Source organism: Rhodococcus sp. G6(2025), from assembly GCF_058628105.1.
In genome coordinates this window covers 7,322,021-7,343,890 of sequence record NZ_CP179750.1, presented here as the reverse complement: position 1 = coordinate 7,343,890, position 21,870 = coordinate 7,322,021, and the positions used below count along the sequence as shown (strand labels likewise).

At 63.0% G+C, this 21,870-nt stretch carries 19 protein-coding genes; 15 read left to right on the top strand and 4 right to left on the bottom strand.

Annotated elements, in window-relative coordinates; translation table 11 throughout:
• Positions 1–41: 41 nt before the first annotated feature.
• From ACLIVD_RS34005 to ACLIVD_RS33990, 4 genes are all read left to right on the top strand, one after another.
• A complete protein-coding gene (locus ACLIVD_RS34005) occupies positions 42–1,223 on the top strand; it encodes an LLM class flavin-dependent oxidoreductase (RefSeq protein WP_317571380.1) in 1,182 nt (393 codons plus the stop codon).
• Positions 1,220–1,969 (top strand): SDR family NAD(P)-dependent oxidoreductase, encoded by a 750-nt coding sequence (locus ACLIVD_RS34000; protein WP_283334352.1) that lies wholly within the window; start codon positions 1,220–1,222, stop codon positions 1,967–1,969. Before ACLIVD_RS34005 ends, ACLIVD_RS34000 begins: the two co-directional genes overlap by 4 nt.
• Before the next feature lie 65 nt (positions 1,970–2,034).
• Positions 2,035–2,994, top strand: coding sequence for an alpha/beta hydrolase (locus ACLIVD_RS33995; protein ID WP_491931467.1), 960 nt, complete (start codon positions 2,035–2,037; stop codon positions 2,992–2,994).
• A gap of 36 nt (positions 2,995–3,030) precedes the next feature.
• Positions 3,031–3,930, top strand: coding sequence for a TIGR03621 family F420-dependent LLM class oxidoreductase (locus tag ACLIVD_RS33990; RefSeq protein ID WP_491931466.1), 900 nt, complete (start codon positions 3,031–3,033; stop codon positions 3,928–3,930).
• A 58-nt stretch (positions 3,931–3,988) separates the two neighbouring features.
• Here the strand turns inward: ACLIVD_RS33990 and ACLIVD_RS33985 are convergent, their stop codons facing one another.
• On the bottom strand, positions 3,989–4,759 hold the full coding sequence (locus ACLIVD_RS33985; protein WP_105422303.1) for an SDR family NAD(P)-dependent oxidoreductase: 771 nt from the start codon (positions 4,757–4,759) through the stop codon (positions 3,989–3,991).
• 122 nt (positions 4,760–4,881) lie between these two features.
• Here ACLIVD_RS33985 and ACLIVD_RS33980 point away from each other — a divergent pair, with 122 nt between their 5' ends.
• From ACLIVD_RS33980 to ACLIVD_RS33970, 3 genes are all read left to right on the top strand, one after another.
• Positions 4,882–5,673: an SDR family NAD(P)-dependent oxidoreductase gene (locus ACLIVD_RS33980; RefSeq protein WP_491931465.1), complete on the top strand. Its 792-nt coding sequence runs from the start codon at positions 4,882–4,884 to the stop codon at positions 5,671–5,673.
• A gap of 64 nt (positions 5,674–5,737) precedes the next feature.
• On the top strand, positions 5,738–6,727 hold the full coding sequence (locus ACLIVD_RS33975) for a phosphotriesterase family protein (RefSeq protein WP_491931464.1): 990 nt from the start codon (positions 5,738–5,740) through the stop codon (positions 6,725–6,727).
• A gap of 144 nt (positions 6,728–6,871) precedes the next feature.
• A complete protein-coding gene (locus tag ACLIVD_RS33970) occupies positions 6,872–8,371 on the top strand; it encodes an MFS transporter (protein ID WP_491931463.1) in 1,500 nt (499 codons plus the stop codon).
• A gap of 66 nt (positions 8,372–8,437) precedes the next feature.
• Here the strand turns inward: ACLIVD_RS33970 and ACLIVD_RS33965 are convergent, their stop codons facing one another.
• The gene (locus tag ACLIVD_RS33965) at positions 8,438–10,639 is read right to left on the bottom strand and encodes an acetate--CoA ligase family protein (protein WP_491931462.1); all 2,202 of its coding nucleotides are present in this window, start codon (positions 10,637–10,639) and stop codon (positions 8,438–8,440) included.
• Between the two features lie 207 nt (positions 10,640–10,846).
• On the opposite strand from ACLIVD_RS33965, the gene ACLIVD_RS33960 reads away from it, so the two are divergent.
• Entirely contained in the window at positions 10,847–11,692 is an 846-nt protein-coding gene (locus ACLIVD_RS33960; RefSeq protein WP_491931461.1) for a cyclase family protein, read from the top strand.
• 7 nt (positions 11,693–11,699) lie between these two features.
• Here the strand turns inward: ACLIVD_RS33960 and ACLIVD_RS33955 are convergent, their stop codons facing one another.
• Both ACLIVD_RS33955 and ACLIVD_RS33950 read right to left on the bottom strand, forming a co-directional pair.
• A complete protein-coding gene (locus ACLIVD_RS33955; RefSeq protein ID WP_317571389.1) occupies positions 11,700–12,485 on the bottom strand; it encodes an SDR family NAD(P)-dependent oxidoreductase in 786 nt (261 codons plus the stop codon).
• Between the two features lie 52 nt (positions 12,486–12,537).
• A complete protein-coding gene (locus ACLIVD_RS33950; protein WP_317571390.1) occupies positions 12,538–13,281 on the bottom strand; it encodes an SDR family NAD(P)-dependent oxidoreductase in 744 nt (247 codons plus the stop codon).
• A 74-nt stretch (positions 13,282–13,355) separates the two neighbouring features.
• On the opposite strand from ACLIVD_RS33950, the gene ACLIVD_RS33945 reads away from it, so the two are divergent.
• The 7 genes from ACLIVD_RS33945 (at position 13,356) to ACLIVD_RS33915 (ending at position 21,652) form a co-directional block, all read left to right on the top strand.
• Positions 13,356–13,796: an NUDIX domain-containing protein gene (locus ACLIVD_RS33945; RefSeq protein WP_283334343.1), complete on the top strand. Its 441-nt coding sequence runs from the start codon at positions 13,356–13,358 to the stop codon at positions 13,794–13,796.
• Between the two features lie 44 nt (positions 13,797–13,840).
• Positions 13,841–15,979, top strand: a complete 2,139-nt coding sequence (locus ACLIVD_RS33940) for a hydantoinase/oxoprolinase family protein (RefSeq protein ID WP_491931460.1) — start codon at positions 13,841–13,843, stop codon at positions 15,977–15,979.
• Positions 15,979–17,751 (top strand): hydantoinase B/oxoprolinase family protein, encoded by a 1,773-nt coding sequence (locus tag ACLIVD_RS33935; protein WP_491931459.1) that lies wholly within the window; start codon positions 15,979–15,981, stop codon positions 17,749–17,751. Before ACLIVD_RS33940 ends, ACLIVD_RS33935 begins: the two co-directional genes overlap by 1 nt.
• A 55-nt stretch (positions 17,752–17,806) precedes the next feature.
• Positions 17,807–19,000 (top strand): LLM class flavin-dependent oxidoreductase, encoded by a 1,194-nt coding sequence (locus ACLIVD_RS33930; protein ID WP_283334340.1) that lies wholly within the window; start codon positions 17,807–17,809, stop codon positions 18,998–19,000.
• Between the two features lie 46 nt (positions 19,001–19,046).
• On the top strand, positions 19,047–19,403 hold the full coding sequence (locus ACLIVD_RS33925) for a VOC family protein (protein ID WP_283334339.1): 357 nt from the start codon (positions 19,047–19,049) through the stop codon (positions 19,401–19,403).
• Positions 19,404–19,955: 552 nt separating this feature from the next.
• Positions 19,956–20,756 carry an SDR family NAD(P)-dependent oxidoreductase gene (locus tag ACLIVD_RS33920; RefSeq protein ID WP_283334338.1) on the top strand — a complete coding sequence of 267 codons (801 nt, stop codon included), beginning with the start codon at positions 19,956–19,958 and terminating at the stop codon, positions 20,754–20,756.
• Positions 20,753–21,652 (top strand): SDR family NAD(P)-dependent oxidoreductase, encoded by a 900-nt coding sequence (locus ACLIVD_RS33915; protein ID WP_491931457.1) that lies wholly within the window; start codon positions 20,753–20,755, stop codon positions 21,650–21,652. Before ACLIVD_RS33920 ends, ACLIVD_RS33915 begins: the two co-directional genes overlap by 4 nt.
• The last annotated feature ends 218 nt before the right edge of the window (positions 21,653–21,870 follow it).

The window sequence follows — 21,870 nt, the reverse complement described above, 5'->3', positions numbered from 1 at the left end:
CGGCGAGCAAGCGCTTGGCTAACTACCACGAAAGGACCCGCATGCAGTTCTCCATGATTTTCGAGGCGCAGATCGCTGATCCCACGCCCGCGAAAGAGCGTCAGACCTACCTCGATTCGATCGAACAGGCCGTGTACGCCGAGGAGATGGGCTTCGACGGAGTCTGGGCGGTCGAGCACCACGGCCTCGAGCACTACTCGCACATGTCGGCGCCCGAACTGTTCCTTGCAACGGTGGCTGCGAAGACGTCTCGCATCCGGATCGGGCACGGTGCAGTCTGCATGCCATTCAACTTCAACTATCCCACCCGGGTGGCCGAACGGGCGGCCATGCTCGACGTCCTCTCGAACGGCCGCCTCAATTTGGGCGCTGCCAGGGGCGGCACCCTGCAGGAAGCTGCGATGTGCAACGTGGACCCCGCGGAAACCGCTGCCCAGGTGGAGGAGGCGCTCCGGATCGTCTCAGCGGCATGGCGCTCACCTGACTTCGAGTACCACGGTGAGCTCCTCGACATCAAAGCGCCGGAAGGTAATTCGCCTCTCCGAGTGCTTCCGCGGCCTGTGCAAACCCCGCATCCACCGTTGTTCCTCGCCAGTACGAAGCCGGACACCGTAGTGCATTCTGCGGAACTCGGCGTGGGTGCGCTCGTGTTCGGCTTCGGCGGGCTCGACAGCATCAAGATGCAGCACCAACTCTATTGGGATCGGGTGAAGAGCCGCACGGGTGAAAAGTTCGTCTCGGATGTCACCAACGACCACTTCGTCGCACTGTGCCCGACGATCGTCCTCGACGACGAACAGCAAGCGAAGGAAATCGGGGCCCGCGGCCAGCGATTCTTCGGCGAATCCATCGGCTACTGGCATCTGGGCGGGGCAAACCCGCCCACCGGAGCAACCGTCGACGAGGACAACATCAAGTACATGCGTGCCAAGGCGGCTTCAGAGGAGGCGGCATTCGACCGCGGCGACCGCCCGCAATACTCCGAACGATCGCTCGCCGCAGCAAATTTCAACATCGACCATGCCTACGGCACGGTGGAGACCGCGATCAAGTATGTCGAGGAACTCGAGAAGGTCGGCGTCGACGAAGTTCTCTGCCTCATTCAGATGGGAACCGTTCCACAGGAGGTATGTATGGCTACCATCAAGGCCTGGGGTGAACATGTCATTCCACATTTCCGACTGCCGATCGCCGATCGTCAGCGCGCCGCAGCCGCGGTATGAGCCGGCTCGCCGGAAAGACCGCTCTCGTCACCGGCGGCGCCCAGGGACAGGGCGCGGCCGAGGCGCGGGCGTTCGCCCGTGAAGGAGCCCGGGTCGTCATCGCCGATGTAAATAGCGAACTCGGACTCGCGACAGCAGCCGAGATCGGTGAAGACGTCCGGTACACGTATCTCGACGTCTCTGACACCGACTCCTGGAAGCAGGTCGTCGCCGAAATCGACGACGACTACGGTAGCTTGGATGTGCTCGTCAACAATGCGGCACGATACTGGACGCGTCCGATCCTCGAGGAAAGCGACGATGCACTGGACGCCATCATCGGGGTAAACCTCAAGGGTGCCTTCCTCGGTATTCGCGCCGTCGCTCCCCTCATGATCGCGTCCGGCGGAGGTTCGATCATCAACGTCTCGTCCACCGCCGGATTCGCTGGTCACGTCGGCCACGCGGCGTACGGCATGACCAAATGGGGAATCCGCGGCCTGACACGCGTCGCGGCCGCGGAGTTGTCGCCGTCCCGGATCCGCGTAAACTGCTTGGTACCTGGAGCTGTCACCGGTCCCATGCTGGGAGTGAACATTCCGGACTCCGAACAACGTGATCCGGACCGGTGGACCGGACTTCCGTTGCGCCGTCCCGGGGAGCCCGAAGAGATCGCCGAAGGCGCCGTCTTCCTCGCTTCCGATGAATCCTCGTATATCACCGGCACGGACCTCGTACTCGATGGCGGCGCGACGGGAACGGGATAACAGGCAAAACTGTCGAGCTCATGATGAATACAGGAGGTCACGTGGACGCAGAGTTCGAGAACGTGGTGGCACACTTCCCGCCGCTGCAGTTCGAAGATCCTGCCGCGCAACGCGCAACTTTCGCCGCAATGCGGGCAACCGCGCCACCGCCGCGGCTGCCCGAGGACGTGGAGACACACTACGACTGCAGCATTCCCCTCGGCGATGGACATCATGTTCCGGTCCGAATCCATGTGCCCCGAGATCTCGCCCACGACGCACCGACCTTGGTGTGGATTCACGGCGGTGGGTATGTAGTCGGGACGGCCGACGAAGATGACGCCCTATGCGCGCGAATAGCATCCGACATCGGCATTGGTGTGGTGTCGGTCGAGTACCGGCTGGCCCCCGAGCATCCGTTCCCGCAGGGACTCGACGACTGTCATGCCGTTGTCTCGGCACTCGTCGACGCACACCGTGCCGGGACTCTCGCGCTCCTTGGCGCCGGGAAGGTCGTGATCGGGGGCGGTAGTGCCGGAGCCGGATTGGCGGCCGCGGTCGCGCTACGGCTTCGTGACGAGGGCCGATTTGCGCTCGCGGGACAGATATTGCTGTACCCGTTCATCGACTCGACGCTGAGGTCACCGTCGATGACGTCCTTCGCGGACAGCGCGATTTTCAACGCCCACGATGCGGAGGTGTGCTGGGAACATTATTTGGGCGATCAACGGTTCGCTCCTCCGGTGTATGGTTCTCCCACTGCGGCTACCGATCTGAGCGGTCTTCCCCCGGCGTATGTTGCTGCGGCGGGCGCCGATTGTCTGCACGACGAGGCGGTCGACTATGCGTTGCGGATGAGAGCGGCGGGAGTGTCGGTCGAGTTGCACTCGTTTGCCGATGTGCCACATGGCTTTACCGGGGTTGCTCCATGGACGACCGCGAGTCGACGAGCCATTGCTGGTGTCGTCGATGCGATCCGGCGGTTCAGCGGGTTGCAGGAGATTTCACCATCAACGCCTGCCCTGGCGGCAGCACGCGAGGAATGAAGGTCAATGTCACAAGACAAGTCGACGAAAAAATTCATGTTCGGTGTCGTTGTACGGAAGGCGGACACCGGAAAGGCGTGGGCCGAGCGCGCACGCCTGGTCGAACAGTCCGGTTTCACGACGCTGTTGATGCCGGATCATTTCGTGGGTCCTCGTTTCGCCCCGATCGCGGCGCTGGCGGCGGCAGCCGCGGCCACGTCGACTCTGAGGATCGGCACCCTGGTGTTCTCGAATGACTACCGGCACCCCGTCGTGTTGGGCAAGGAATTGGCCACTCTCGACGTGCTGTCGGACGGCCGGCTCGACGTCGGGCTCGGCACTGGATGGATGCGTGAAGACTACGACCGAGCGGGATTGAGTTTCGACCCACCGAAGGTGCGCTTCGACAGATTCGTCGAGTCCATAGATGTCCTGCGTGGTGTGTGGGGGGAGGGGGCGTTCTCGTACCGAGGGCAGTACTACCAGATCGACGAGCTGGTGCAGGAACCGAAGCCGGTGCAGAAGCCGTACCCGAAGTTCCTCTTCCCCGGAGGCGGCCCGAAGATGCTGAAGCTGGCAGGTCGGTACGCGAACTACGTCAATCTGACGCTGCGAGTGCGTGCCGACGGTACTGCGCCGGACGCGAAAGATGGTGGGCTGGAATCCTTCCTCGGGAAGATCGAGACGATCCGGGAGTCCGCTGGTACGCGGTTCGACGACATCGCGATCGGCACGAGCATCCAGGAAGTCGGCATTCCCCAAAGCAAGGAGAGCTGGAGTGCTGTCAATCTTTCACAGCAGGAAGAGACTCCACAGATCCTGCGTGGAGATGTCAGTGAGATGGTCGACAAGCTTCGGTACTGGCGTGACACGCACGGCCTCAACTTTTTCGTGCTTCACAACGACAAGGACCTGGAAACGTTCATCCCGGTCGTCGAGAAGCTGGCCGGCGAGTAGATGACGAACGAGGGGCGGGCCCGTCGAACGACCCGCCCTTCGTTTCTGCTCGAGTACCTCAGACTCCGTACCCGCCGTCGACGTCGAGGGTCTGACCGGAGATGAAGTCGGCGCGATCGGACGCGAGGAAGGCGACTGCCTCGGCGATATCGTCCGCGTCGCCGAAGCGGCGCAACGGAATGTTGCGACGGGTGATGTCGAGCGCGCGTTCGTCGAGATCGCCTGACCCGATCAACCGCGCGGCCATCCCGTCGGTGAGCATTCCCGGCCCGACGCAGTTCGCGCGCAGGCCGAATCGTCCTTCCTCCGCGGCCAGAGCTCGGACGACGGCTTCCACGGCTCCCTTGGGACCCGAGGACAGTCCGTCGCGAACCGGGAATCGTCGGGTGGCAGCCGTCGTGACCGCCACGATGCTGCCACGCGACTCGCGGAGGAGCGGCAGCGTCGGGTGCACCAGATTGAAGAACGCGGCCGCGTCACCCTCGAGTTGTGCTCGGAACTGATGGGGTGTGACCTGACTCAGGTGGGTCATCGGTACGTGGGGTCCGGCGGCATAGATGACCGTGTGGATCCCGCCGAACGAGTCGCGCACACTAGTTGCGAGCTCGGATGCCTCCTCGATGCTGGCGAGGTCGACCCGCGCGAACTCGACCTTGGCGCCCAGTGCGCTGAGTTCGGACGCCAAACTCGCCGCCCCCTCTTGGTTGCCGCGGTAGGTGAAGAAGATCTGGCTTCCTCGCTCGGCGAGTACGCGGCTGACGGCGCGCCCGATGCCACCGGTCCCGCCCGCAATAAGTGCTGCGCCGGGTCGTTTCTCGAAGTCGAGCATGCGCTCGCCCCTTTCCTGCTGGATTGTCCGCCAACTATACCAAGCAATCGCTTGCTCTAGTACCGTGAAGGGGTCAGTTTTCTAAAGAAAGGGATCGCACGATGGTCAATTGGGATGGCAAGGTGGCGATCGTCACGGGCGCTGCGCAAGGTGTCGGTCGAACTGTTTCACTGCGGCTCGCCGAAATGGGTGCGTCTGTGGTGATCAACGACATCCAGGAGGACAAGCTGGATTCGGTCGCGGAGGAAATCAGCGCGCGTGGGGGAGTGGCGCTCGCGGTTCGGGCCGACGTGGGAATCCAGTCGGATGTCGAAAAACTTGTTGCACAGGCAGAGGCGACCTTCGGGCGGATCGACACGCTCGTGAACAACGCCGTTGCCTACGGGGGCGTGGAGAAGAGTGACCTGAATGTCGAGGTCACTCCCGACAACGCCTGGGAGCGAACGTTCGCCGTCAATTTCTATGGTGCTGTGTGGGCTACCCGCTTTGCCATCCCGATCATGCAACGCGGGGGTGGAGGCGTGATCGTCAACGTGGGATCCACCTCCGGATTCAGCGGGGACACAGTCCACGTCGCGTACGCAGCGTCGATGGCGGCCAAGTACTCGCTGACCCGGTCAGTGGCAACATCGCACGGGAAGAGGGGTATCCGCGTCAATGCCGTCGCGAGCGGGCTGATCCTGAGCCCGACCGCACGGCAGAACCTGTCCCCGGAGAAGCTCGACGCCTACAACGCCAACCTGCTGGTTGACGACTTCGGGGAGACCGACGATCTGGCATCGGTAATCACATTCCTGGCGGGGCCGGAATCGAAGTACATCACCGGGCAGACAATCATAGTGGACGGCGGATTCCAGGCGCATCAGCCGTGGCATGCGCAGAACCACATCGTCCACCCGCAGGCGCCGATCTGATGCCCGCAGGAACACTCGCCGTCGTATCTGTCACCGCTCCGGTGACCCAGCACAGGAGATTCGCATGATGTCGCAACCTACAGTGTCGACCGCCACCGGCGACGTTCCGGTGTCCGCGCTCGGCAGAACGCTGATGCACGAGCACATCTTCGTCACCAGCCCGGAAGTCCAGCAGAACTGGCCCGACTACCCCGAACAGTGGGACGAAGATACTCAGATAGCCGAAGCCGTACAGCGCCTCGCGGCGCTCGAGGCCGAAGGATTCGACACGCTGGTCGACCTGACCGTGATTGGTCTCGGGCGATACGTTCCCAGGGTCGTGCGGGTGGCCGAGCAGTCGAACATCAACATCGTGGTCGCGACGGGCGCGTACGTCTTGAGTGAACTCCCCGTGTACTTCCACTACCGTGGTCCGGGGACCGCCGCCGGTGGGCCCGATCGCCTTGCCGAGTTCTTCATACGTGACATCACCGAAGGAATCACCGGGACCGGTGTTCGGGCGGCGGTGCTGAAATGCGTCACCGATGAGGCTGGTCTGACGAAGGACGTGGACCGAGTTTTGCGCTCGGTTGCACACGCGCACCGTGAAACTGGTGCACCGATTACTACGCACACCCATTCAGGGTTGCGCCGAGGCCTGGACCAGCAGAAGGTTTTCAAGGAGGAGGGCGTCGATCTGTCTCGGGTGGTGATCGGACACTCGGGTGACACCGACGACTTCGACTACCTCGAAGAACTTGCTGACGCGGGGTCGTATCTGGGAATGGATCGATTCGGGCTCAACACCGTGCCTTTTGACAAGCGCGTGGAGATCGTCGCGGAAATGTGCCGGCGCGGGTACGCCGGCCGGATGGTCTTGTCGCACGACACATCCTGCTTCTCCGATATGTCCGATCCGGTGCGTCGTCGAGAGATGAACCCACAGTGGCGCTGGACCCACATTCCTCAGGATGTCGTCCCGGCGCTGCTGGACAGAGGGGTCAGCCAGGGCCAGATCGATGTGATGCTCATCGAAAACCCCGCCCGGATCTTCGCAAACCAGGGCAGCTACTGAGGAAATGTCTGCGTAGTAGTCCGATTCGGAAGTTCGACTATTGCCAAGCATGCGCTTGGTCAATTACTGTGACGGCAAGCCCAGCAGTGGCGTGCATCACATCATCTCTACATCATCCTTCCGGATCGGACAGGGAGCACGTGCATGACAACAAACCCACCCTCTGCCAACCCACTCGAGGAATCCGAGTACACACCGCCCGTCGGCGAAAAGGGCAAGATCTGGACGCCTCGGTGGATCGGCGCGCTTGTCGTCGTCGTCATGCTCGGGGAGTTGGCAACGTTTTCGTACAGCTTGGTCGGGACCGCGCTCCCGGGTATCGGCTTGCACTTCCAGACAACTGATCTGGGCTGGACGATCACCATCGCGAACCTTGTCACCGCCGTTGCCGTCGCAATGATCGGAAAGCTCGCCGACCTACGCGGCAAGCGAAACCTGCTTGTCATTGTCACCGCCCTGTCGGCGGCTGGCGGCGTCATCTCAGCGGTTGCCCCGACCTATGAGGTCTTTCTCGTCGGGCGGGGGCTGCAGGGACTTCTCTACGTGACACCCGCGCTGGGGTACTCCCTCATCCGCGACGTGTTCCCGAAGCAACTGATCGCCTTCGCGATCACAGTGACCTTCACCGGTGCCGGTGCGTTACTCGTCATTTCGCCCTTCATCGCGGGGTGGCTCATCGACGGGTACGGCCCACTGTCGATCTTCTGGTGCATTGCCGCATTCCAGGTGATCTGCATCATCGGGGTATTGCTGCTACTTCCGGAGTCGCCGCTGCGGGTGAAGTCTCGACTCGACTGGGTTGGTGCGATCCTGCTCGGAGCCGGTGGTGCGCTGCTCGTATACGGGCTTGGCAATGCCGGCACCTGGGGATGGACATCGACGAGCTTCGTCGGATTCATGGTCGCGGGACTGGCGTGCTTTGCCGCGTGGATCTGGTGGGACAGTTCGTTTCCCGAGCCGATCATCGAGATCTCATTGCTCCGCACCCGACCCATGTGGACGACGCTCATACTCAACGCTGCTGTGTACGGGCCAGCGGCGATCGTCGTGTCGCTCGTACCCATCATCGTCCAGATGCCACGCGATCCGGGAGGCGAGATCGGCTTCGCCTCGGATGCATTCGGAGTGGCCGCCTACATGGCGCCACACGGGGCGGCGATGGTCATCTGTGGGTTCATCTGTGGTGCCAAAGCTGCGCGATGGGGAATTCGCGTCCCGATGATGGCAGGCTGCAGTGCCCTCGCTGTCGGTAGCATCGGACTCGCGTTCCTGCACTCCGAAACGTGGCAAGTGCTGTTGTGGCTACTCTTCTGTGGAATCGGTATGGGCGCGACGTACGGTGGACTGCCCAATCTCGTTGTCCAGTCTGCACCGCCCGAGAAGCAGGGCATCACATCGTCGATCATGCTGTCGGCGCAGAACTTGTCGAGTGCCATTGCGGTTCAGCTCGCCTTCGCGATGCTGGCGATGCATACCTTTACGACCGAACTGGGAACCTTCTTCGACTCCGACGGATATCGCCTGGCATTCCTCGTGTCGGCCGGGTTCGCCCTGGCCGGACTTGCGATCCTCAAGATCATGCCGCACGGTCGCGCGAGCGACGTTCGGGACGTCAAAACCGCGTCCGACGTGATCGCGCACTGACACGACACGAGATGCACAGAAGCGCCGGGCCATGAGGCCCGGCGCTACTGCGCGTGTTCGGGGCGATCAGGCTCCGCTGCCTCGACGGGCATCGAAAGCCTGTGCCGAGGCGATCGCACTCGCGGCTTCACTGAAGCTCCGGTACATCGGGAGACCGCTGTCCGATGCAAAGATGTCGAGAAGTTCGACATCCACAGCCGGGCACACCTCGGTGTTCCGCACCACGACAGCGACGCGGACGGGCAGTTCGGCGTCGATCAGTGACTGCAGTGTGTCGATCAGTGGGCGAATGCCCGCGGTGCCGTAGTTGTAATAGGCAGCAGCGTTGAAATGTACCAGCACGTCTTGGTAGTGCTGACCGTCTCGGGTAAAGACCGGAGTCAGAGCGTCGACCAGAATCGACGTCGGCGACGCGGGTCCCACGGGCACCTCGAGGGGGTTGGCCACACTCGTTCCGGCGCCATATCCCAGGTCGCGGAGGCGTGTGCGTAGCTTGTCGCGCAGCGGAGTCAATTTGAGGCCGGCGTGGTCGCAGGTGTCGGTTGCGAGGACGGATGCGCCGCCTCCCAACCCGATCACCAGGACACCGTCAGCGTCGGTGTCCGGACTGTGATCGATATAGTGCTGAAGATAGGTCAGGCAGGACAGGAAGTCCTCGAGCGAACGCACCTGAACAGCTCCCGTCGCTCGGGAAACGGCTGCCCACACCTTTTCGTTGCTGGCCATCGATCCGGTGTGTGAACTCACGGCTACAGAGCCCTGTGCACTCGAGCCGCCGCGCAATATCACGACCGGCTTCTTTCCGGCGGCCCGCCGGAGCGCGCCGAGCAGTGCTGCGCCGTCACGCGTGCCTTCCAAGTAGATTCCGATAATCCGGGTCTCGGGGTCGTCGACGAGCCAGTCGACGAGCTCGCCCTGGGTCACGTCGATCGCATTCCCGATGCTGACGAGTTTCGAGAACCGAATACCCCGTCTTGAACCCACGGTGATCATGTCACCGGACAGCCCGCCACTCTGCGACACCACGGACACCGCACCCGATTCGGAAGGCGCACCGAGAGTAAAGGTCTGCCGGCCCCGGGGGGCGAACACACCCAGACAGTTGGGTCCGAGAACGCGAGTCGATGTACCGGAAGCGGCTTGCCCGAGCTCAGCTTGCAATGCGGCGCCGTCTGAACCCATTTCCGCGAATCCCCCGGTCACGACGTGCACGAAGCCGACGCCGGAAGCGGCCGCGTCGGCGACCACTTTCGGAGCCGCCGCTGCCGGTACCGCCACGACCAGGTAGTCGACTGGGTACGGAACATCGCTTATGGAGGAGTATGCGGGGACCCCGTCGACGCTGGAGGCGTCGGGATGAAGAGCGCAGAGGCTGTCGGTCCAGCCGGCCTGCCGATAGGCGGCGAGGAAACGGTTCCCGAAGGTCGATCGACTGCCCGAGGCACCGGCTATCGCGATTCCGCGCGGGGCGAACAGGCGGGTGAAGTCAGTGGGGTGCGTCTGCGTGGCAGCCGGCATGCCGGTGGTTGAGTCCACGATCAGGCGAGCATCCAACGCCTGAACGCCGCTGGCGGTCACCACGATCGGATTGCATTCGAACTCCACAAGCGTGTCGCCGAGGCGTTCGATCAGGCTTCCCTCGCCGGCGATCGACAGCAAGAACTCGATCAGAGCGTCTCGGTTGCCGGGTTCACGTCCTCGTGCGCCGTGTAGTAGCGGTGCCCCGGGGAAGCTATCTACCAATTCTGCAGCATCCGCGCGCGACAAGGGGGCCACGCGCAGGGCTGACAGGTCCAGCATCTCGGTGGCGACACCACCGAGTCCGAGCAACACCACGTGCCCGAAGGTTGCGTCGCGCACGACCCCGACGATCAATTCGATTCCGCCGGGATGTTGTTGTTCGACGAGATATCCGGTTGGTGTAAAACCCTGACGGTCGAGAGAGGCCGCCATGTCGGCGACCGCTGCTGGAATGTCGCACGCGGTCAGCCCGAGGACAACGGCGCCGACGTCGCTCTTGTGTACGAGTCCGGGACCCCAGGCTTTGAGCACGAGCGGACCGGACAGTCCGGACACGGCATCCGCGGCTTGTGCGGCGTTCGTGAATGTTCTGCTCACCGGAACATCGACACCGTATTCACCGAGGAGGTCTTTGACCTCGTGCTCGGGTACCACGCGCCGACGGGCGACGGTGTCGTCAGCATCCGCTGGCGGTGCTTCACCCGCCTCTGGCTCGGAGGACAGGGCTGAACTCGTGTTCGGAGGCATGGACGATCCCTCTTTCGTGGAAACAATTTGCATTTAAGCAAGCGATTGCTTGGTATCATACGCTGGTGCCGACGGTTCGGTAGAGCAACTGAGAGGTCGAAAAGAATGCCAGAGCAAGACGATGTCGACGCCGTGTCGGAATTCGGAAATTGGGGGCGGTGGGGAACTGGCGACGAGCGGGGCGCCGCGAACCTCCTGACTCCGACCGTGGTGCTCGAGGCGTTCAAGGCGGTGCGCGAGGGCACGACCTTGTCGCTCGCACTCCCTATCCAGGGTGCCACGTCGGGGCCCGGTGCATCCCGCGTCCCGCATCTCGCCGGACGGCCGCTGCCACAGCATTTCATGTCGATGGACGGCGGCGACTATGCTGCCGGCACCGGACGGATCAAGGGGGAGATGTCGGTGGCGGACGACGCCTTGATCGTATCGCCGCACGGCACTACAACCCACATCGACGCATTGGCCCACATGTGGCGCAACGACGTGTTGTTCAACGGGCACTCGGCAAATCGCGTGCGTAGCTACGGTGCGACACGGTGCGGAATCGACAAACTTGGACCGCTCATCACTCGTGGAGTGATGCTGGACGTTGCCAGGCACCTCGGGGTGCCCCATTTGGCGGCTTCGACGCGAATCGACGATCAGTTGCTCGCGGACACGGCAGAGTCGGCCGGTGTAGAAGTCCGGGCCGGGGATGTGGTCCTCGTCCGGACCGGATGGGCTGCGGTTTTCGCGCAGGACCCCGAGAAGTACAACGACGAGCAGCCGGGCCTGTGTCACAGCGGCGGCAAGTGGCTGGTGGAACGTGACGTCGTGGCAATAGGCTCCGACAACATCGCGGTCGGCGCACTCGATCCCGGTGGTGTATTCCATGGATCCGTCGACGAGGATATTCACATGCTGACGCTGTGGGAGCACGGCGTATCACTCATCGAAATGTTGTGGCTGGAGGAGCTTTCGCACACGGAGAGGGTGGAGTTCCTCTTCGTTGCCGCGCCGCTGCCGATCGTGGGAGGCACTGCGAGTCCGATCAATCCGGTTGTGGTTCTCTAAGCTGCGGTCAGCCGAAATGCCGCAGAAGGCCGCCTTCGGCGCGTAAGGCCGCGCCGTTGGTTGCCGAGGCCTCGCGGGAACAGGCGTAGACGACCATGCTCGCCACTTCGTCGACCGTTGCGAGGCGGGCCAACAAAGTGCTCGGCCTGATCGACGTCGCGCAGTGGCGATCCGCGTTCTCTCGCGGGATCCCGTGCTCGGCGGCATAGTCGTCGAGAAAGGTGTCGGCTCCGCTCGACGCAGTCGGCCCCGGCAGTACGCTGTTCACCGTGACGCCCGTGCCTACCGTCAATTCCGCGAGACCGCGGGCGAGGGCGATCTCCGCGGCCTTGGTCACGCCGTAGTGAATCATCTCCGACGGAATGTTCATGCCGGCCTCGGATGCCACGAGAACAATTCGCCCCCAATTCTGCTCGAGCATGCCGGGCAGATAGGTACGGGCTAGGCGCACCGCCGCCAGCACGTTCATCTCGTAGTGGCGGATCCAGTCGTCGTCAGTCGTCTCGAGGAAGTGCTTCCAGTCGAACACGGCGGCATTGCCGACAATGATGTCGAAGGATTGGTACTCGCGGGCGATCGCGTCGCATCCCTGTGCGGTCGTCACGTCCGCAGCAACGGCAGAGAAGCTGCCGGCGGGAGCCAACTGGTCGAGGGCCTGCTCGACGGCGGTCGCAGTGCGGCCGTTGACTACCACATGCGCGCCACAGTCGGCCAGACCCCGTGCTATTGCCAACCCGATTCCTCTCGTCGAGCCCGTGACGAGTGCGGTCTTGCCGGAGAGGTCGATCTTCATCCTGGAATCCCTTCTGGCCGGATCGTTGTGGAGAGCGGGGGTGCCGGCGGTGTCACATCATCGTGATCCCACCGTTGACGCTGAAGGTCTGGCCGGTGACGTACCCGGAGTCGACGGTGCAGAGAAACTCGATCGCCGCCGCGACCTCGTCGGAGGATCCCATGCGGCGCATCGGTATGGCCCCGATCAGTTTGTCCATCAGCGCCGGGTTGTTCTCCGCAACAGATTGCAGCATGGCCGTATCGATCAGCCCCGGGCATATGACATTGCTGGTGATACCGTCCCGGGCCGTTTCCCGTGCCAAGGTTTTCGAGAAACCGAGCAGACCGGCCTTCGTCGCCGAGTAGATGCCTTCGCCGCCGCCACCCGCTCGCGCGCTGTCGGTGGCGACGAACACGACGCGGCCCCACCCGCGTTTGGTCATCTCCGGGACGATCGCGTGGCAGAGTTGCATGGGAGCGCGCAGATTCACTTGCCACAGCATGTCCCATGCCGAGGGGTCGCTGTCTACGAACCGCTCGACTCTGGTGAGGCCTGCATTGTTTACGAGGATGTCGACCTCGCGTAGTACCGCGTCGCGGCGGAGGGCGAGCGCGATCGAGGTGGTGTCGGCGAGGTCCATTTCGACGGCGGTTCCCCGATCGATCGAGCCCGCAACGGATTCTGCTGCGTCAAGGTTGCGATCGAGTACCAGAACTGCTGCTCCGCGGTGGGAGAGGCGCCGGGAGATTTCGGCACCGATGCCGGCACCACCGCCGGTTACCAGCGCTACCTTGCCTGTGAGGTCGGTCTGCATGAATCCCGAAGATACACTACTGAGCAAGCGCTTGGGTAAGTGTATAGTGATTCAGGACACCGAAAGGGGTGGAGATGGCTTCGTTGAGCCGACGCCTCGAGCGTTCCGGTCGCAGTGCCGTCGCCATGCTTCTGCAGAACGACGGCGAGCTGTGTCTGTTGCAGAGAAGTTCGCTCGTTGCGAGCGATCGGGGTAGGTGGCACTGTGTCACGGGCTACCTCGACTCGCGAGACGATCCGGCCGCACATGTGTTGATCGAGTTGGGCGAGGAGACGGGCCTGTCTCGCCTCGACCTGGCCGATCTGGTGGAGGGGCCGGTGCTGAGCCTTTCAGGCGAGGACGGAGTTTGGACAGTCCACGTCTTCGTGGCGACCACGCTCCATCGGCGGATCCGGCTCAACTGGGAGCACGAGGACGTGTGCTGGACACCGTGGAGTCGAGCGCAGGAAGGCGGCAGGGAACTCGTGCCGTGGCTGCCTGTTCTGGTCGCCGAATCTCTGCTCAACTGCACGTGACAAACTCATAGACAAGCGCTTGCTCAAGTAGTTAGGGTGACTCCATGTCAGCAGATCCGAACCACTCGTCGAACGGGTATGCCCTCGGCATCGACGTCGGCGGCACCTTCACCGACGTCGTCCTCGCCGGACCGACGGGCCAGGAGTCAGTTGCCAAGACGCTCAGTACGCATGGCGACCCCACCGAAGGAATCGTCAGGGGGGTACAGGCCGCCCTCGCTACGGCGGGAGTGGCCCCGGCCGCGGTAGATCGGGTGGTACATGCGACCACCCTTGCCACCAACGCAATTCTGGAGCAGAAAGGTGTCCGGGTCGCGCACATCGGTACGCGCGGGTTTCGTAACCTTCTGCCGCTGGGTCGCTACGCGCGGGTCGAGGAGGATCGTTTCGACACGTTCTTCGATCCGCCGTTGTCGCCCATCCCGGCTTCCGACTGTTTCGACGTGCTCGAGCGCCTCGACAGCGCCGGCGAGGCCATCATTCCCTTGGACGAGTCGTCCGTGCGAGCAGTCGCAGAGGAGATCCGGGATCGCGGTATCCGGTCCGTGTCGATCGCATTGCTGCACTCGTACGTCAATCCCGCCCACGAGTTGCGCACCGCCGAGATAGTGCGTGAGTATCTCCCGGCGGACGCAACGGTTGTGACATCAGCCGAGATCTGGCCCGAGCTTCGGGAGTACGAACGCACCACGACGACGCTGATGTCTGCATACGTGGGCCCGGTGATGGTCTCGTATCTGCGAAAGCTCGAGCAACGGCTGCGTGATGCCGGAATCGAGGCACGCGTGCAGGTTATGGAATCCGGCGGAGGAGTCATGTCCGCGGATCTCGCCGGTCGGCGCGCTGTAGCAACCATCGAATCAGGCCCGGCTGCCGGAGTGCTCGCAGCCCGCGCGGCCGGTCTGTCGGCAGGTCACCCTGATGTGATCTCGTTCGATATGGGTGGCACGACGGCGAAGGCGTCGGTGGTTCGCAACGGCGCCCCGGCCATCACCACCGAGTTCCACGTCGGTGGCAAGGGGAGCTTCGGCGGACGTCGGGCGGGTACCGGGGTGCCAATCAAGACGCCGGCGATCGACCTTGCCGAAGTGGGCGCCGGTGGTGGCAGCATCGCCTGGGTCGACCACGGGCAGGCATTGCGGGTCGGACCCCATTCGGCCGGCTCCGAACCGGGCCCGGCATGTTATGGCCGCGGTGGTCAGGACCCGACGGTCACCGACGCGAACCTCGTCCTGGGCTACCTGGATCCGATCGGGTTTGCGGGTGGAACCATGGGACTCGAACCCGAGAACTCGGCTGATGTCATCCGCGAACGTGTCGCGGAACCTCTCGGCGTGGGTCTCGAAGCCGCCGCAAATGCCATTCATGAGATCGCCAATGCAACGATGGCAGCAGCTGTCCGGGTGGTGACCGTCCAGCGTGGTCTGGATCCTCGAAACTTTGCGGTTGTCGCGTTCGGCGGTGCAGGCCCGATGCATGCAGCGCGCGTGGCCGAGGAATTCGACATCAGCACAGTAATCATCCCCCCGTCGTGCGGCGTCGGTTCTGCAGTCGGACTCCTGGGCACGGACCTGAGCACCGACCGGGTACTCACCCGACTGTGCCATGAGAACGACATCGACGGGGCGTCGGTCGACGACACCTTCACTCAACTCGCGGAGATCGCGGCCGGTGATCTCGGCGTGGAGCTCGCCGCACCGTCTACCCGAGTCGAGCGATCCGTCGACGTGCGGTTGGCCGGTCAAGCACACGAACTGACCGTCCGCATCAGTGACGGAGGTGAAGGTAGGCACTGGGACGACTCATCGCTCCCAGCCCTGCGTGAGAGATTCGCCGAAAAGTACAAGGAGGCCTACGGAATCGACGGTTCGGGCCCCATCGAATTGGTGAGCTATCGAGTCCGGGTGACTCATGTAGTCCCGAAAGTACCCCTAGGTCGTCGCGCGACATCTGATGCTCGAGGTCAGGGGCCGGCACGGAAACGGCGCGTCTGGCTCCGTGAGTTCGGTGAGTACCGGGAAACCCCCGTGTACGAACGCGAGGGAATCGTCGGCGCCGACCCGGTACCGGGACCTCTCGTCATCGCAGACGGTGAATCGACCATCGTGGTCCCACCGGCATGGAACGCCCTGGTCGACGGCGAGTTCAACGTAATTCTGTCGCGCGCTTCGGAGGAGAAGTAATGACGCACGTTCTGGCCGACGGTTCGGCTCCGACTCTCGACGACAGCGGTTCGAGCACAGCCCAACTGACTTCCGAGGTGCTCCGCAATGCACTGGTCGTCGCGGCGGAAGAGGCGAGCATCGTCGTCGTGCGGTCAGCCTTCTCGACATTCGTCGTAGAGGGCTCCGACGCATCAGCTGCGATCCTGGACAAGGACGGTCGGCTTATCGCGCATTCGATGGCCACGACCCTGATGAACAGCATGGCGCTATCGGTGGCGGTGCCGTTCCTACTCGCTGACATCCCACTCGACACGATGCGGCCCGGAGATGTGTTCGCCACCAATGACGCCTACAAAGGCGGAGTTCACACGAACGATATCCTCGTCTTCAAGCCGATCTTCATCGAAGGAACGGTGGAGTACTTCACCGCGACCTTGATCCACGTGTCGGATATCGGAGGCGCGTCCGCCGGCGGAATGGCATCCTTGGCGACCGAGATCTTCGCGGAGGGACTCCAACTGCCTCCGGTCCGCATCGCCAACGCGGATGGGTTGGAAGAGCCGATCATGCGGATCCTCGCCCTGAACAGCCGCACGCCTGACAAGGTGCAGGGCGATGTCCGCGCACTCATAGCGGGCGCGTCGACTGCGGCCAAACGCGTCGAGGAACTTATCGGCGAGTACGGAATTCAGGGGTTCGCGAATGGGGTGAACGACTACCTCGAGTACACCGAGGTTCTTACCCGGGCCGCGATCGAGGACTTGCCCGCCGGAACCTACCGCTCCGACTACACCATCGATGACGACGGCGTCACCAGCCTGCGCGGTCATCGTGTGCAGGTTGCGGTGACTATCGGTGACCGTGACATTTCGCTGGACTTCGAGGGAACCGACCGCCAGGTCGCCGCCGCAGTGAACTCGAGCATCTCCCAATCGCTTGCCGCGGCTGTGTTTGCGTTCAGGTGCTTCGTCGACCCGACGATCCCGATGAACGACGGATGCCTGCGGGTCCTGAATGTGAACCTGCCCGAGGGGTCGCTGCTCAATGCCCAGTCGCCCTATCCATGCGGTGGGCGTTTCCTTCCGGCCTACGCGGCAATGGAAGCGGTACTTCAGGCACTATCCGACGCAGTCCCCGAACGTGCCATCGCAGCATCGGGAATCCTGCAGCCCTTCTCGATCGCCGCGAAAACGGCGCCGTATTGGGTCCATCTCGCCTACGAGTTCGGGGGAGTGGGAGCCCGGTTCGGTAAAGACGGCCCGGACGCCACCGGCATCCACTTCGGTCTCGGGCGTAACTCGGTCCCGCAGGTCGAGCCCGTAGAAGTGCGCTGCCCCCTGATCGTCGAGGAGGTGGAGTACATCGCGGACTCCGGAGGTCCGGGACGTTGGCGCGGCGGTCTCGGAACACGCACCGTGTTCCGGCTGCTCGCCGACGCCTACGTCACCACTCGCGGTGACCGGCTCGAAACCGGCCCCCGAGGCCGGGACGGCGGAAAACCCGGAGTAACCGGTGCCTTCAAGAAGCGAGCACCCCACGGAGATACCGTCGTCCTCAATTCGAAGGTCAATAACGAACTCTTCCTCGCGGGCGATGCATTCATCGTCGAGACGAGCGGCGGTGGTGGAATCGGAAATCCATTCGAACGCCCTGTGGAGTCCGTGTCTGAGGACGTCAAAGCCGCACGGATCACTGTCGAGGGCGCATGGCGTGATTACGGCGTGGTCGTCACCGCGAAGGGCGATGTCGACCACGCGGCGACCGAGGCACGAAGGGCAAAACGGTCATGACTAGATCACAGGCCCCCGATTGGACAACCCGCGTAACCAAAGGAAGTGATCGATCGTGACCAGCCATGACCGCACGAGGATGAAGTTCGGCGTCTTCCTCGGACCCGAGCACAAGCCGTCGAACAATCCCACCTGGGACCTCGAGCGTGACTTGCAATTCGTCGAACACCTCGACAAGCTCGGATTCGACGAAGCCTTCGTCGGCGAACATCATTCGAGTGGCTGGGAGATCATCTCCAGCCCCGAACTCTTCATCGCGGCTGCCGCGCAACGAACCCGGCACATCAAGCTGGGTACCGGAGTGATCTCGCTTCCCTATCACCATCCGCTGATGGTCGCCGAGCGCATGACACTGCTGGACCATCTCACCCGGGGCCGGCTCATCATGGGAGTTGGCCCGGGCGCACTTCCATCCGATGCTGCCATGATGGGGCTGGAATACTCCTCGCTCCGGGAGCGAATGGAAGAGTCGCTCGAAGCGATCCTCGCTCTGTTCACTTCCGACGGCTGCATCGATCGGAAGACCGAATGGTTCGAACTCCGGCAGGCGCAGCTGCAGATGCTGCCCTACACCCGCCCGCATCCGGAGTTGGCTGTCACAGCGGTGATTTCGCCAGCGGGGGCTATGTTGGCCGGACGATTTGGGCTGCCGATGCTCGCCCTCGCCGCCGCAACCGACGCCGGCAGTCGCGTACTCGCCGAACACTGGGACATCTACTCCGAACAGCGGGCGCTACACGGGCACGGACCGGGAGACCGCCGGGACTGGCGGCTCGTGAGCGTCATTCACGTTGCCCCCACACGAGAGGAAGCCGAGCGGCAGGTTTCCTACGCCATGGAAGACGCCGGACGCTACCTGTTCCGCGACGCGAGTTTCCTGAAGGCAATCTATGACTCGTCGGGTCTGGACGAGGGAGCACCGATCCTCGACGTGTTCCGCGCGTCCAATCTCGGTGTGGTCGGGACTCCACAAGATGCCATCGAGCACATCGAGCGCATGCAGGAGATGTCCGGCGGTTACGGCACTCACCTCATCCGGGTACTCGACTGGGCCTCGCCCCAGGACACCCTGAACTCGTACGAGTTGTTCGCTCGCGAGGTCGTGCCCCACTTCCAGGATTCGAATCGGCGTCGAATCGAGAACTGGAACACCTTCCACAACTCTGAAGGTGACTTCCAGGTCGCGCTCGGTGCCGCGAACGCCCGCGCCCGCAAGCGCTACGAAGACACCAAATCGAATCGGCTGTGAGCGCGGGCCTCCCCCGACTTACTCACAAAAATTGGAGAACCACATCATGTCGCAACAGGTATCCGTCGGAAATGTGCTATATCCCGTAGACGACGTCGACTCCGCGGTGAAATTCTACGAATCGGTGTTGACACTGCCGACGAAGTTCCAGGACGGCTCACGATTCGCTGCACTGGACGGCGGCAAGGTCACGGTCGCCATCGCCGGTCCTGAAGAGGACGTCACCGGTGGCCGCGTCGCCGCGTCCTTCAAGGTGTCCGATGTTGCGTCCGCAGTGAATGCCGCAGTCGCCGCTGGAGCCACGATCGTTCGTGATCCGGAGGACGGACCACACGAGACACGAGCGGTCGTGCTGGACCCTTGGGGCAACGCCGTCGTACTGTACGCACCATTGAAGGCATGACGGGCAGCGTATCCGGTCGATTCAGCGGCAAGATCGTTCGGGTCACGGGGCTGCCAGTGGTATCGGACGTGAGGTGTCGCGGTACGGATCGCTCGATGTAGTGATCAACAATGCGGGTATCGCTCATCCGGAGCTGGTCGAGGAAACCTCAAACGAGCTATAAACAGGGTGATTGCGGTGACGCAGACTAGTGTCTTCCTGGCCACAAGCAGCTGGCGCCGCCCTCCAGGCTGGGCAGGGCGGATCCGTGGTGGACTATGCCAGTTCGATTTTCGGAATCGACGTGGGATACGGCTCTGCGCCCGCATACGCGTCCGCGAAAGGTGCGGTTCGAAGACTGACATGCGGCGTTCGCGTCAGTTCGTGCATCCCGGCTTCACCGACACCCCACCCTGGGAAATTCGGGGGCGCGACGAGATGACCGCAGAGGTGGCTGCACTGGTCGAATTCCTCGCCAGCGACGAGGCTCGTTCATCACCGGCGCCGAATTCGTCGTCGACGGCGGTTACACCGCGCGGTAGCAAGGCAATCACTACGGAAGGAAGACGCTAAATGCTCAGTGCCACCTTCAGAGTAGACGGTCGCACTGCACTCGTCACCGGTGCCGGAAGTGGTATCGGACGAGCCACGGCGATTGAACTCGCCGCCGCGGGCTCCGCGGTGGGCTGCGCGGATATCGACGAGCAATCCTGTCGAAGCTGCGCCGAGGAGATCACGGCACAGGGAGGCACGGCTTTTTCCTACTCATTGGATGTGCGCTCAGCGGCCGACTTCACCTCCGTAGCGTCGAATCTGCTGGAGCGGACGGGCAGGATCGATATCCTGGCGAATGTCGCCGGTGCGATCATGGCCCGAGGACCAGTCTTGTCCATGCGCGACGACGAGTTCGAGGAAGGTCTCACCCTCAACCTGAAGAGCTTCGTGCACGGTTGTCGTGCAGTCGGCGCCGCAATGATCATTGGCGGCGGTGGAAGCATCATCAATGTCTCGTCCGGAACAGTTGATGGCCGCGCACCCAATCTCGGTGCATACAGCATCCCGAAAGCGGGTGTCCTGCAGCTGACACGGACCCTCGCAATGGAGTTGGGTAGGGACGGCGTTCGCGTGAACACCGTTTCGCCCGGATACATTTCGACATCGATGACCGCCGCTCACTATCGGAACGCGGATGGCACAGTGAATGTAGAGCAACGGAACACAGTTGACAGCGAGCACAGTGCCGAGATCCCGCTCGGCCGACCGGGTCAGGCCAGGGAGGTCGCCACCGCCGTTACCTTTCTGGCCTCGGATGCCTCGTCGTACATCACTGGACAGATCATCCGGGTCAACGGCGGACTGGCGATGCCGCTGTGACGGTGAAGTTCGAACTTCCGCCGGTTCCTGAATTCGCATTTCCAGGTTTCGCGGACAGTTGCGCGGTCGTCATCGGTGGAGCGAGCGGCGGGGTCGGTTCGGCGATGGTCCAGCTCCTCCTACATGCCGGCTCGTCTGTCATCATGGTCGACCACGACGAAGAGCGTTCGGGCCACCTCGCAGCAGCCTTGGGTCACGATGTGCGTCTGCTCCCGGTACTGACGGACATCACCACAGAGAACGGGATTCGCGACCTCGTATCAGCTCTCGATGGAGCTGATCGACCGATCAGGCACCTCGTCAATGTCGTCGGCGGCGTGTCCGGCGACGATATCGGACACTTCCTTCATCTCGGAGCGGACCAGTGGACTCGCGCTCTCGCGACCAACGTGACCTACGCACTGCGAACCAGCCAGACCGTTGCCCGGCACATGGTAGAAGAGCAGCGCGGTTCGATCGTCAACCTGTCCGTCACCGACGCCGATCGATCAATGCCCTGGTTTGCGTTCTACGGGGCCACACGATCGGCCCTGGACTCGCTCACGCGCACGATGGCCGTCGAGCTCGGACCCTTCGGAGTCCGAGCCAACACCGTGTCGTGGGGACTGATCAAATCGCCGAGGATGCACCCGGCCCGCACGTCCGAGGGGAATCGGGAACGCGGCATCATTCCGCTGGGCCGGCGGGGACTGGTTGCCGATGTCGCCTCTGCCGCGATGTTCATGTTGTCGGACCTGTCCCTGTACGTCACCGGTCAAAATCTGGCGGTGGACGGAGGATTGTCACTGTGTGGGCCGCACTACGAGCACACCGAGAACATCCCGGTGTTCCTGGAATCTGAAATCGCGCGCGACGCGCTGGCGGGACAGTGGGACAGCATCGTGTGCCCCGACTAGCAACGGTGGAGGATCCAGATAGTTGGCAGCATTGTTGACCGCGGCGGCGACCTCTCGAAATCGCGGGATGGATCGGTCACACGTGTCCACAGGTGGCGGATTGCTCACGATCGGGGCATCTATAGGTAAGGCGTGAGCTAACGGACCGTACGCGTGCTCTTGTGGACGGGTGCCTTGGCGGTAGGGGTATTTGCATGCGTGACTAAACAAGCAAACGC